Genomic DNA, 12,847 nt, shown 5'->3' on the forward strand with positions numbered 1-12,847 from the left:
TAAGGGGGTTGGGGGATCTAAAACTAAGGGAAATTGCGTGTTTTAGCTTAAGTTGACACCAAAAAGCCACAAAAAAAGGCTGATTTTGTGTATGCTTTGTGACTAAGTGCCTTAGCGATACATTTCCGGGAGAAAACATGGAACGCGCCATTTCTGCGTTAGGAATTTTAGTTTTTATCGGTATATCCTACGCCTTCTCTGTTAATCGTCGTGCGGTGCGTTGGTCAATAGTGGCGTGGGGTTTGGGATTGGAGTTTGCATTTGCGCTAGTGATTCTTAAAACTCCTTGGGGTTTAAATGTGTTTAAATCTCTGGGAGATATTGTCAGCCAATTTTTAGCATTTTCTGATGTCGGTGCTAAATTTGTCTTTGGAGAAAATTTTAAGGATCATTTCTTTGCTTTCCAAGTGCTGCCGACAATTATCTTTTTCTCTGCCTTCATCAGCGTCTTGTATTACTACGGCATTTTACAGCGAGTTGTAAATGTGGTGGCGTGGATAATGATCAAGACGATGAAAACATCGGGTTCTGAATCTTTATCCTGTGCAGGTAATATCTTTTTGGGCCCAACAGAGTCGGCGCTGATGGTTAAACCTTATATAGCGAATATGACGCAATCGGAACTCCATGCACTAATGACGGGTGGTTTTGCCACAATTGCAGGTGGAGTACTAGGAGCGTATCTTTCCTTTGGTATACCAGCAGAACACCTGATTGCTGCTTTCTTTATGACTGCTCCCACGTCATTGGTGGTATCAAAATTACTTTACCCAGAAACAGAAGTATCAGAGACGGCTGGTAAGGCAAAAGTGGATGTAGAAACCAATTATATAAATGTAATTGATGCTGCTACTAGCGGAGCTATTGACGGTGTAAAGTTAGCAGTTAATGTTGGGGTGATCATTATCGCCTTTTTAGGATTATTAGCCGCCCTGAATGCGCTGCTGGGATGGTTGGGGGCATTTGTGGGCTTACAGCAACTCTCATTACAGTGGATTTTGTCTTTTGTTATGGCTCCTGTGGCGTGGCTAATGGGCGTACCTTGGGCTGATTGTCGGCAAGTTGGGGCTTTATTAGGTACAAAGACAATTCTGAATGAGTTTATTGCTTTTTTGGATTTGAAGGCACTAATTGAAAGTGGTAAAATTTCCCAACGCGCAGTAATTATTGCGACTTACGCATTATGTAATTTCGCAAATATAGGTTCAATTGGCATTACCATTGGCGGCATTACTGGGATAGCACCTAATCGCCAGCATGATTTAGCTCGCATGGGTGTCAGGACAATGATTGGCGGTTTGTTAGCGGGTTTTATTACCGCTTGTATTGCTGGGATGTTGATTTGAAGGAGGCAGGGGGCAGGGCAACAGCAGAGAAGTGGAGTTATGAGGTGGATGAATGAGTCTGGCAATTCAGGTCATGTAGAAAAGCTAACGATTGACCTAACCCCCTTCCCGCATCGGAAAGGGGGAAAATTCTATTTCTCTCTCCTTTTAGGAGAGAGAAATAGAAGTGAGGTTTTCCAGATGACCTGAATTGTCAGATGAATGAGTATCTGAGAGGTTGTTTGAAAAGTTTTTCGCTGTGACTTTAGGCACTTTTAGATCCCCCCTAACCCCCCTTAAAAAAGGGGGAACCGGAATCAAAGTCTCCCTTTTTAAGGGAGATTTAGAGGGATCTAAAACTTTTGATACCGACAACAGGACTTTTCAAACATCCTCTGAGAGCGAATCTCAAAATTTAGATCCCCGACTTCTTGAAGAAGTCGGGGATCTGAGCAGCAACTTTTGCTTAAGTAAGTACTATTCGACCTGAAAGTAGAATTAAATTGGTTAAAGTTCTCTTTGAGAATAAAGGCGATCGCAACAGAGTGCCCATGTAGCCGCAAATAAACCAAGATCAGCGTATTAGTCATATTCACCCTTAAAGTGCAAGAAATTGCCCTAAAATTTATGTAAGTATGAGCCGCTGAATCTGAGATTAACTTTAAATTTATTTAACTTTATAGAATGCCAGACACGGAAAAGTCCCAAAACCAGCTGGCTAATGAGAAGCTGCTGCTACACCTGGAAGTTAGTCAAAAAGCAAATTATTCGCTGGTAGCCAGTGGAGAAGAGGGAATGGTGCTTCAGTTGGCTGATGGCACTATCCAGGCTTGCAGTGCAACTTGCGATCGCATTCTGGGACTGACCGCAGAACCGCTTGTGGGGCAAAATTTGCTTGATCCCAAGTGGCAATTTATTCATGAAGATGGCTCTCCTTTGGTCAGTGAAACTCACCCAGCGATCGTTGCCCAAAATACAGGTAAACCTTGCTTGAATGTGGTGTGTGGCTTTTATAAGCCAAATGGTGAGCTAGTCTGGCTATTGTTGTCTTCACAACCTCTATTCCAAGCTGGAGTCACTACTCCCTACGCGATCGTCACAACTTTTTCGGATATTACTGAATCTAAGCACGCGCAGCTTGAAGAAAACTCTAGCTCTGCTCAAGATACTCAACAAGTTGATGCAGATGAATTTCAAACACTGTGGGATAGTCAACGTCTGTTTCAACAAATTGCTGGCACTCTTCCGGGGATACTCTACATTCATGACCTAATTGAGCAGCGAAATTCTTACGTTAATTACGAAATTGCTCAAGGTTGGGGCTACACACCAGCAGAAATCCAGGCAATGGGAAAGGAGTTATTTACCCAACTTCTACACCCTGAAGATATGGCTCGACTCCCTAGCTATTGGGAAAAATTTAATTCTGCTCATCAGGGCGAAGTCCTCAGCTTTGAGTACCGGATTCGACACGCTAATGGAGAGTGGCGCTGGTTTTGTAGCTATGACACTGTGTACAGCAGAACTGCTGATGGATTGCCGCAATATCTTTTGGGAATCGCTTTTGATATTACAGAGCGACGACACATAGAAATTTCCCTGCGGCAAAGTAACGAAAGGTTTGAGCTAGCAGCGGCGGCGGTTAATTGCCTAATCTATGACTGGGAACTTCAAAGAAATACTGTGGAAAGAACTCAGGGTCTAACCCAGGTTTTTGGCTACACACAACAAGAAGCTGAACCTACTTTCGAGTGGTGGCAAGAACGCATCCACCCCGATGACCAACAAAGAGTTAATGACCAGTTCATGGCTAGTATGGCCAATGGAAACCGTTATAACATTGAGTATCGAGTGCGTCACCAGGATGGCCGCTATTTGTGGGTGGAAGACCAGGGGTTTGCAGTCCGGGATGCAAATGGTCAGGTAGTTAGGGTAGTTGGTGCTAGTACTGATATTACCTCTAAGCAAGCTGCGCTACGCGATCGCCAGCAAATTGAAACAAATCTGCGCGAGAGTGAAGAACGGATTCGGTTAGCTACTACTGCTGCTGAACTGGGTATGTGGTTTTGGAATATCACTACCAATGAGTTAATTTGGACAGAGAAATGTCAGCAGCTGTTTGGACTAAAGCCAGAAGCCGAAATGGGCTATGAAATTTTCCTCAACTCTATACATTCAGAAGACCGTCAACGCATCCATGAAGCGATCGCCCGCTCTCTTGAAGAAAAGGTTGACTGTGACATTGAATACCGCAGCCTTTGGTCTGATGGTAGTATTCATTGGATTGCTGCTAAAGGTCGCGTCTTTTATGATACCGAAGGTAATGCAGTACGGTTGATGGGTACTGCCCAGGATATTACCCAGCGCAAACAGGTAGAAAATGAGTTGCGCCAGCGCGAAACTCAATTAAGGCGATTAGTTGATTCCAACATTATTGGCATTATGTTCGCCACTGCTGAATACATTACTGAGGCGAACGAGGCTTTTTTAGAAATGGTGGGTTATACGCGAGAGGAACTATTAGCAGGTATACACAGAAAACAGATAACTCCACCGGAATATCACGCTCTTGATCAGCAGGGGCTAGAGCAACTTTTAACGGTTGGGATATGTACTCCTTTTGAAAAAGAATACATCCGCAAGGATGGTTCCCGCATTCCCATATTAATTGGTGGTGCCTTAGTGGAGCGATCGCCCATGTCTTGGATCTGTTTTATTCTTGACCTAACCCCCAGGAAGCAATTAGAAAAGGCACTTAGACAACAAGCAGAGGAACTCAAACAGGCAAACCAAAACAAAGATGAGTTTCTCGCCATTCTCTCCCACGAATTGCGATCGCCACTCAACCCCATTCTCGGTTGGTCATCGCTACTCAAAAGCCGCAAATTTGATGAAGTTACTACAAATCGTGCTTTAGAAACCATCGAAAGAAATGCTCAATTGCAGATTCAATTAATTGATGAGTTGCTGGATGTCTCCCGAATTATTCGCGGTAAGTTGAACCTGACTTTTGCCACTGTTAACCTGGTAGCTGTAATTGATGCTGCATTGGAAACAGTCCAGTTAATCGCTGAAACCAAATCTATCCAGATAAAAATACAGATTGACCCCAATGTAGGCAAAGTGTTAGGTGATTATTATCGCTTACAGCAAGTTGTGGGGAATTTACTCTCGAACGCAATCAAGTTCACTCCCCCGAATGGATCTGTGGAAGTCAGCCTATCATCGAGTCGGGAATTTAGTTCCCACTCAGCACTGATTCAAGTTAAAGACACCGGCCAAGGTATTTCCCCGGAATTCCTACCCCACGTATTTGAATATTTTCGTCAAGCCGATAGCAGCACAACCAGAAAATTTGGCGGACTGGGACTGGGATTGGCAATAGTTCGCCACATAGTAGAGTTGCATGGTGGTAGTGCGATCGCAACTAGTCCCGGAATTGGACAGGGAGCAATTTTTACTGTGAGACTGCCCGTGATCAAGGAGAGTGAGGGAGTAAGGGCAGGGGCAGGGGAAACAGGGCGAACAGGGGGAGCAGCGGAGAAATTTAACTCCTCAGTTCTCAGCGGACTACGGATATTGATTGTTGATGATGATGCTGACACACGGGAGTTTTTGCGCTTCTTTCTACAACAGAATGGGGCGCTGACAACTGTTGCAGCCTCGGCGACTGAAGCGTTGTCTGTAGTAGCACAGACTGTACCTAATTTATTAATCAGTGATTTAGGAATGCCAGAGATGGATGGCTACAGCCTGATTAGGCTGCTCAGAGCCATGCCAAAGGAGGAGGGAGGGGAAATTCCGGCGATCGCTCTTACTGCCTATGCTGGAGAAAGCGATCGCGATCGAGTCTTGGTAGCTGGGTTTCAAAAACACGTTGCCAAACCAGTACAACCAACTGAATTACTGACCTCAATTGCAAATTTGCTAGGGCAAAATCATCACTAAAACTCTATTTCTGTCCATTGGATTTTAGGCTGAACTGAACGGTATTGGGTTATGAGAAATACACTATCAGAAGGCTTAAATCTCAATCAGCTTAACCATGATCAAGAAAGATTTGCTTCGCAACCATTTCGCCCGCAGAATGTGCTGAGTATATTACTTTAACAGAAAACATTGGCTATGCAGATGCTCCTACAGGACTTACGCAAACAATAGCTGAAACCCTTATTTTTACGTAGGGGCAATTCATGAATTGCCCCTACAGCGTCTAGTTTTGCGTAAGTCCTATCCTATTAGTACTCACCGAGGTTTTGAAATGCGTCCCGACATCCGCAATAATCAGCGCGTTATTCTGGATAACCGGGAGCGTGCTTTTGATTTATGGCAGCGTGTGTCAAATTATATCCCCAACACCATTGGTAGATGACATCCTGTTGGGCTGAATGAGCGTTTTCGTTTCTAGGGGTTTGCACCTCACCATGATGGTGCTTATCGGCGACCTAACAGTGAGGAAAGTGTATTGACTTTCATGATTTATCTGAATGAAGGCTTTGAAGGCGGCGAAACCCGCTTTTATCTTCCCGCATACTACGAAGATTTACTTAATCTGCCTGTGCTTGCAGTAATAAGTATGGCTTTGTGTTTTGTCCACGAACTAGTACATGAGGGCGCTTCTATTATTCAGGGGCGAAACTACGTCTTGCGATCGGATGTCATGTACAGTCATTAGTCATTACTACCAATGACTAATGACTAATGACCACTGACTAAAATTTAATCTAACTCCTAGCGCCCTTCTAAATTTTGTTCTTGGAGGGGATTTTATTGCTTAAGTGACCATCTACGTTAGCCCAGCTTACCGTAGGTATCGCGTGCAAGAGTAACAGCAGATGGGTTACTAGTTTATCTGTGGGTTGATTTTCCTAAAATAGTCTTTTGCAAAAGAATAATTCCTACCCAAAAATCTTGGCGCAATCAGGCTCGAAATTTTTGATTGCGATCGCTAACTTCCAGTCTAGTATTTGAAAATTTCCCATCACAGACAACTATCTAAAGAGTGAAAGTTTTTTCTCTAAATCCAGCCTTTAGTTAGTTGTATAATTTTGATAAAAGATTAATAATATATCATATTCGCAAAACACATTTTATTTATTAAATCTTGCTAAAGATCATGATACATTAAGCTTGACGGCATTAACCTTCCTCGGCAATTATAAAGAGACGGCTACTAAAAGCCAATTATCCTACTGCTTGACTGCGATTTTAGAACTGAATAAAATCGCCTACTTGCACGAATTATCTTTATTATTGCAACATACCTATTACCACAGTATGCCTGCTTATCCTTATTAGTGTCATCTGCGGTTCTTTAAAAATCAAATAGTAATCCTGTACTATGTGTGGTGAACATTTGGATAAATGTTATGAGATGTCAGAGCAGCTACTCATAATGTCCAAGATTTGACTTTTCCAGAGTTAACGGTTGTATTTATGGTTTCCATATCAAGGCAAACCAAACAATTATCTGGATATTTGTATTCACTTAACCTTGCATCCAGTATTTTCCAATAGTCAATCCAAGAATTTGAAAAGAGGATATTTCCATGTCTAGTTTCTTTCGTTGGTCATCAGGAAGGGTTGCTTTACTAGTTCTGGGAATGACAGCTGCTACAATAACTCCCATCGTAATTTCTGCCCCAGCTTTATCTCAAAATACTGTTCCATCGGCGACACCATCACCTGAGACACCATCGCCTGCGACACCATCGCCTACTTCAACAGTTAACTTGTCTGATGTTTCCTCAGATTATTGGGCGCATCCCTTCATTCAAGCCCTAGCTGACAATAATGTGATTGCTGGCTTTCCTGATGGCACCTTTAGACCGAATCAAGCTGTGACTCGTGCTGAATTTGCTGCCCTAATTCAAAAAGCTTTCGGCAGCCAAAACCGAGTTCGGCAATTAAGCGCAGGTGGATTTAGTGATGTTCCTACTGGCTATTGGGCGGCTTCTGCAATTCAAAGCGCCTACGAAACTGGATTTTTGGCAGGCTATCCTGGGAACGTATTTTTGCCAAATCAACAAATACCCAGAGTACAGGGGATCGTTGCTTTAGCAAGTGGTTTGGGTTTGACTACTAGCAGTACTGGAGCAAGTAGTGATCTGGGCACCTACTACAATGACGCCTCAAGTATCCCGAACTACGCTGTTAGTGGTGTGACAGCAGCAACACAATCTAATATTGTTGTTAATTATCCAGATGTAAAACAACTCAATCCACAACAGCCCCTGACTCGTGCGGAAGCGGCAGCACTTTTATATCAAGCTTTGGCTAAACAGGGACGGATACAACCTATTGCTAGCAATCTTCCAGCTAGTCAGTATATTGTCGGTGGAACTCAAACCGGTAACGATATTGTTTCTCTTGCTGCATCCAGTAGTTCTCTTACAACTCTGACTTCTTTATTAAAGACAGCTGGTTTAGCAGATATTCTTCAACAGCCAGGCCCTTATACAGTTTTTGCTCCCACCGATCAGGCATTTGCTGCTTTGCCTGCTGCTACTCTACAGCAGTTACAGCAACCAGAGAACAGAGAAGCATTGATTAAGATTTTGAGATATCATGTGGTTCCTGGTGCGGTAACTGCTAGTCAACTGACGAATGGGGAACTGAAAACCTATGAAGATAGACCTGTAAAAATTCAAATCGATCGCGCTAACAATCAAGTCGAGGTGAATAATGCTAGGGTTATCCAGCCGGACATCAAAGCTAGCAATGGTGTTATCCATGCAATTAACCAAGTCCTGATTCCGCCTGATATTAACATCAGTAAGTTAAATCAGCCACCAACAGCAAACACGCCTGATGTGACAGTAGGTAGAGCTACTCGTGGTGGCAGAAGCTATATCGGAGTTGCTGGTAACATTGGTTTGAGCGGCGGCGATACAGCTCTGAGCGACGGTAACTTTGCAGTGATCAGCAAACTTGGTCTGACAAACTATCTATCAGTGCGACCATCGGTGATCTTTGGGGATGATACACTGTTTCTAGTTCCCGTGACTTTAGATTTTTCTCCCCGCAGAGCAGGTTCGGTGGGCGAAAAAACCTATAGTATATCTCCTTATATAGGTGCTGGTGTAGCAATTGAAGCTAATGTGGATACTGATATTGGATTACTGCTAACTGGTGGTGTAGACGTTCCTCTCGGTTCTAAATTTACGCTAACAGGTGGTGTAAATGCTGCTTTTATGGATCAAACTGATGTAGGGCTACTATTAGGAGTTGGCTATAACTTCTAAGTAAATAGAAATAGAACAGGCGGTAGGGGCAATTCATGAATTGCCCCTACGTGAAAATCATTCTTTTCGGCTCTTGTTTGCGTAATTCCTGAGTAAGTTGGGTTGAAACTATACTAAGGTCGCTTGATGGCTAAAGTCAGTCCATCGGCGATGGGGACAAGGGAGAGGGTAACTCGTTCGTCATGATGTAACTTTTCGTTGAGCGCCCGGATAGCTTGGGTGCTTTTATCTTGATTTTGCACTTGGGCAACTTGTCCAGACCATAAAACATTATCAATAGCAATCAATCCACCTGAACGCACCAATTGTAGCGATCGCTCATAATATGCATCATAATTTTCTTTATCAGCATCAATAAAGGCAAAATCAAATGTCTCGGCTTGGCCAGTTGCCAACAGTTGATCTAAAGTTTCCAAGCCTGGTGCCAATCGTAAATCGATTTTATCAGCAACTCCGGCTTCTTCCCAATATCGCCGGGCGATCGCAGTAAATTCTTCACTCACATCAGCAGCGATAATCTTGCCATCCTCAGGAAGGGCTAAGGCAACTGAGAGTGAGCTATAACCTGTAAATACACCAACTTCCAGGGTTTTCTTCGCTCCAATCAGCTGTACCAGTAATCTCATAAACTGCCCTTGTTCTGGTGAAATCTGCATTCCACTTCGGGGATGGCTGGCGGTTTCTTGGCGCAACTTCAAAAGAATCTCCGGTTCCCGCAGCGAAACGGATAAAAGGTAATTATAGAGTTGGTTATCAAGACCTATAGACTGTTTTGGCATGGTAGCTCAGAGAATTGAAAGAATCTACAGTTATACTATCGCCCAATAGTAGTTTATCAGGAATCTCCAGTGAGTAAGTCACTCTTTTTTCAGGAAGGCTAACTTCAGTTATGCCAATTTGAGGGATCTTGTGGACGGTTATGAATGCAGCGATGCCATCTTCCACAACACTATCATGCCGGATGGAAGTAGTCGGAGTGATAGTACTGGATATAAATGGCCCGGAAGACATGACATTATTGAAAGTCAATACAGCGATCGCTAATAAGCAGGCTGGTTCGGAGAAGATTGGGGAGATAGTGTGTTGAAATTATTGGATTGGATGCATGATGCACTTTTATACTTCCCAAAAAGTATTGGGATAATGGTCAGATCGTTACGCAGTTCATAAAGGCTACTTATGAGTAATTAGGAAATTTAAAAACCTGCCAAAATGGCAACCCGATTCTGATTAACCAAGTTAAATTGTAAAAGATAAACGACTTCAAGGGTTTTGTTATCAGGGACTACCACGTAAGCAAATTCCTTTTGTAAAACACTATCTACTAAATGATTTACAAAAATAAAAAACTATCCCTACCAATTATTTGCAGACTATTTTTCTCAGCAGATAATTATCAATAATCAGGTTTGGCATTTGCTGCAACAGGAATATTAAATGCGTATGGGCGTTGTTGTGGAAGTACGCATTAGCCCCCAAATAACGGGCAACGTCTGTATACATTCCTGTTCACTTCAGCGGCAAATGGCAGAGTGGGAGTTTGAAAGCTGACTGATATGCTTCCTCCCACTCTCTTTTTATTTAGCGATTTCTAATTGTGAGGTATTTTTGCATATTTGGGATGCTCCTATCAAAACATGAACTGTCTTTAGAAGTCAGTATCCCGTAAAAACTCAAGAATCGCTGCATTCAACTCCTCAAAAGCGCCAGTTGAGGCATCATGATAGCAGTTAGACAAAATTTGCAATTTAGAATTTGGGATATGCTGATGCAATTTTTCACCATGACTAGCAGGAAACCAACTATCTTGATCACCCCACAAAACTAGTGTAGGACACTTAATCGCACTCAGGTTATTTTGAATTTGGGTGAGCATATTAGGCTTATTTAGTTGCCAATTTTCAATTTCTCGCGCGGCTATTTGTAACTCTTCGGCGACTTTCGCAACCGTACCTGGCAATTCAATAAACGGGTAAGTTATCCAATAGACATCTTCCTGTGTCAAAATTGACGGATCAAATAATACTCCACGTCTTTCTATTGCCATAATTTCTCTAAATAGAGGTGCAAACAAATATGCCAGCCGTAAGGAGTCAATTGTTTGCATTATTTCCAGGGGCGTTTGGGCAAGTATCCACATAGCCCAATGGGGTAGATGTTCGGCAAAAACAGGTACGTTTACTACTACAAGCCGCCCGATTAACTGTGGATGTTCTTGAGCAAGGGCAAGGGCAACTAATCCCCCCAGAGATTCAGCGACAATCACTGCGGGTTCATCACATAATGCCTGAATAATTCTTTGAAACTCAATAACTTGATGACCGTTGTGTTCTCTACGAGACAATGGCTTTTCGGAAAAACCAAAACCTTTGGCATCAAAACAAATTACCCGAAAATATTTAGATAATGGTGCTATATTGTGCCGCCAATTATAGCTCCAACTACCCATACCATGTAATAAAATTAGCGGTTTACCTCTACCTTTTTCGCCATAAGCAATTTGTACAGGATACCCTTTAGCATCAGTAATAACTAGACTTTGCCGCCCTTTAGGAAAAGTAGCTTGCCACCAATCTTTCATTCCGTTATCAATAAATAATTTAAGTGCCAGTTAAGGCGTTCCACAACATTCTAATTAGTATCACAGGCAATGCTACTAAAATAATCGAGATTAGCAACAATCCAGCCAAAACGGCAAAGATAAACCACCTGTCTGCACTCTTTTGCTGGCTGGGAAACTTTAAGTACTCTTCCAATAACTTGATATTATAACTGTTCGCTGTCCAGGCAAAATCAAACAAGTCTCCCAAAACTGGGACAGCGCCTACCAAGCCATCAATGATCACATTCAAAACCATTTTGCCTAAAGTGGCTCTAGATACACCCAGCCGCGCCGCTTCTAGGATGATGTAGCTAGAAAACATCACTCCCAAAAAATCACCACCAATAGGTATCAGTCCGATAATTGGATCTAGACCAAAACCAATCTTCGTGCCGGGAATGGTAATAATATTATCCAGCAGCCGACTTAACTGACGCAGGCGCTTCAAGGTGGGTGCTTTGGCATCAGGTTCAATCATCGAAAATCGAGGAGAAGAATCAGGCATAAAGGCGATCGCTAACTTTGTATTGAATCGTTAGATATTCTACTCTTCTAGTGAGCTATCGGAAAAATTTCCTCAGAGATTTTAGCTATATTTACTATTTTTCGGGGGATTCTGACTGTGCTTTTGGGCGCATATCTTCGCCGACAGTCACATTCAACTGATCGCCGATTAACAGAACAGCAGCGCTCATCGACAGCCAGAGCATTAAAACTATCACAGCCCCTACAGCACCATAGACTTTATTATAATTCCCAAAATTAGCCACATAAAGCCGAAATAGAGCAGACAATATTGCCCAGAAAACAGCTGCTAAAATTGCTCCAGGCATCATTGGTGTGCCTGAGTTCCACTGGCTTGGGCCATAGCGATAGAGAAAGCCAAAGGCAACAGCAACAATAGTTAAAGCTAAAGGCCAGCGTAACAGCTGCCAAACATGCACCAAGAAGATCAAAGAACCATTTTCGCGCACTACCATTCCCAACAGTAGGTCACTGGTAAACACTAAGAAAGAAGCCAATACTAAAAGCAACATAGTACCGACTGTTAATCCCAGAGAGACGAGCTTGGCTTTCCAAAAGGGGCGGATGTTTTCTGGAGGAATTTGATGGATTTGGTCGAGGGCTGTCATAGCGGTACTCACCGCCCCAGAAGCAGCCCAAATTGCTAATACAAAGCTCAGAGAAAATAAACCGCTGTTTTTGGAGTTGGTAATTTCTGTGGTGGCAAAATCACGAATCAGATCCAGGGCTTCTTCAGGTAGGACTTGACTGAGTTGAATCGCCAGTTTATTAAAGGTGGCTTGCAAAGATTCTGCTAATAAGCCAATGGCTGTGATGAAAGCAAGAATTGCTGGAAACAGCGATAGCATGGCATTGAAGGCGATTTCTGAGGCTAGTCCCAAAAGTCGTCTTTCGATTGTCCTGGCAAAAGTTTTTTTGAGCGTGTGCCAATTGAGGTGGCGAAAGAAGCGGAAAAAACGAGGCTTTGGCATGATTTAGTAATGGGGAGTGGGGAGTAGGGAGTGGGAGTGGGGAGTTAGGAGTTAGGAGTTAGGAGTTATAAGAATTCTTTCCCCAATGCCCAATGCCCAATGCCCAATGCCCAATGCCCAATGACCAATGACCAATGACCAATGACCAATGACTAATGACCAATGACCATTAACTAATAA

General features: G+C 43.0%; 9 protein-coding genes. 5 read left to right on the forward strand and 4 right to left on the reverse strand.

The features are described from left to right. The first annotated feature begins 137 nt into the window (after nucleotides 1-137). From HWQ41_RS09655 to HWQ41_RS09670, 4 genes are all read left to right on the forward strand, one after another. Nucleotides 138-1,346 (forward strand): NupC/NupG family nucleoside CNT transporter, encoded by a 1,209-nt coding sequence (locus tag HWQ41_RS09655; RefSeq protein WP_292761964.1) that lies wholly within the window; start codon nucleotides 138-140, stop codon nucleotides 1,344-1,346. Nucleotides 1,347-2,009: 663 nt separating this feature from the next. Next, nucleotides 2,010-5,273: a PAS domain-containing protein gene (locus tag HWQ41_RS09660; protein ID WP_292761927.1), complete on the forward strand. Its 3,264-nt coding sequence runs from the start codon at nucleotides 2,010-2,012 to the stop codon at nucleotides 5,271-5,273. A gap of 517 nt (nucleotides 5,274-5,790) precedes the next feature. Beyond that, entirely contained in the window at nucleotides 5,791-6,000 is a 210-nt protein-coding gene (locus HWQ41_RS09665; protein ID WP_292761929.1) for a hypothetical protein, read from the forward strand. Nucleotides 6,001-6,874: 874 nt separating this feature from the next. Beyond that, nucleotides 6,875-8,569: a fasciclin domain-containing protein gene (locus HWQ41_RS09670; RefSeq protein WP_292761931.1), complete on the forward strand. Its 1,695-nt coding sequence runs from the start codon at nucleotides 6,875-6,877 to the stop codon at nucleotides 8,567-8,569. A 113-nt stretch (nucleotides 8,570-8,682) separates the two neighbouring features. Here HWQ41_RS09670 and HWQ41_RS09675 read toward each other — a convergent pair whose 3' ends face one another. Then, entirely contained in the window at nucleotides 8,683-9,348 is a 666-nt protein-coding gene (locus tag HWQ41_RS09675; protein ID WP_292761934.1) for a class I SAM-dependent methyltransferase, read from the reverse strand. A 140-nt stretch (nucleotides 9,349-9,488) separates the two neighbouring features. Here HWQ41_RS09675 and HWQ41_RS09680 point away from each other — a divergent pair, with 140 nt between their 5' ends. Further along, entirely contained in the window at nucleotides 9,489-9,656 is a 168-nt protein-coding gene (locus HWQ41_RS09680) for a hypothetical protein (RefSeq protein WP_292761936.1), read from the forward strand. Nucleotides 9,657-10,217: 561 nt separating this feature from the next. Here HWQ41_RS09680 and HWQ41_RS09685 read toward each other — a convergent pair. From HWQ41_RS09685 to HWQ41_RS09695, 3 genes are all read right to left on the reverse strand, one after another. Continuing rightward, nucleotides 10,218-11,150 (reverse strand): alpha/beta hydrolase, encoded by a 933-nt coding sequence (locus HWQ41_RS09685; RefSeq protein WP_292761938.1) that lies wholly within the window; start codon nucleotides 11,148-11,150, stop codon nucleotides 10,218-10,220. A 19-nt stretch (nucleotides 11,151-11,169) separates the two neighbouring features. Next, nucleotides 11,170-11,676 carry a DUF4112 domain-containing protein gene (locus HWQ41_RS09690; RefSeq protein WP_292761940.1) on the reverse strand — a complete coding sequence of 169 codons (507 nt, stop codon included), beginning with the start codon at nucleotides 11,674-11,676 and terminating at the stop codon, nucleotides 11,170-11,172. Between the two features lie 94 nt (nucleotides 11,677-11,770). Continuing rightward, entirely contained in the window at nucleotides 11,771-12,667 is an 897-nt protein-coding gene (locus HWQ41_RS09695; RefSeq protein WP_292761942.1) for a YihY/virulence factor BrkB family protein, read from the reverse strand. Nucleotides 12,668-12,847: the final 180 nt, after the last annotated feature.

It is taken from the genome of Nostoc sp. NOS(2021) (genome assembly GCF_017115025.1).
GTDB lineage: Bacteria > Cyanobacteriota > Cyanobacteriia > Cyanobacteriales > Nostocaceae > Nostoc.

Excerpts from the sequence above, each read along its gene's own strand:
- HWQ41_RS09655 (WP_292761964.1), top strand. The coding sequence starts at position 138 with ATGGAACGCGCCATTTCTGCGTTAGGAATTTTAGTTTTTATCGGTATA.
- HWQ41_RS09660 (WP_292761927.1), top strand. The coding sequence starts at position 2,010 with ATGCCAGACACGGAAAAGTCCCAAAACCAGCTGGCTAATGAGAAGCTG.
- HWQ41_RS09670 (WP_292761931.1), top strand. The coding sequence starts at position 6,875 with ATGTCTAGTTTCTTTCGTTGGTCATCAGGAAGGGTTGCTTTACTAGTT.
- HWQ41_RS09675 (WP_292761934.1), bottom strand. The coding sequence starts at position 9,348 with ATGCCAAAACAGTCTATAGGTCTTGATAACCAACTCTATAATTACCTT.
- HWQ41_RS09680 (WP_292761936.1), top strand. The coding sequence starts at position 9,489 with ATGAATGCAGCGATGCCATCTTCCACAACACTATCATGCCGGATGGAA.
- HWQ41_RS09685 (WP_292761938.1), bottom strand. The coding sequence starts at position 11,150 with ATGAAAGATTGGTGGCAAGCTACTTTTCCTAAAGGGCGGCAAAGTCTA.
- HWQ41_RS09690 (WP_292761940.1), bottom strand. The coding sequence starts at position 11,676 with ATGCCTGATTCTTCTCCTCGATTTTCGATGATTGAACCTGATGCCAAA.
- HWQ41_RS09695 (WP_292761942.1), bottom strand. The coding sequence starts at position 12,667 with ATGCCAAAGCCTCGTTTTTTCCGCTTCTTTCGCCACCTCAATTGGCAC.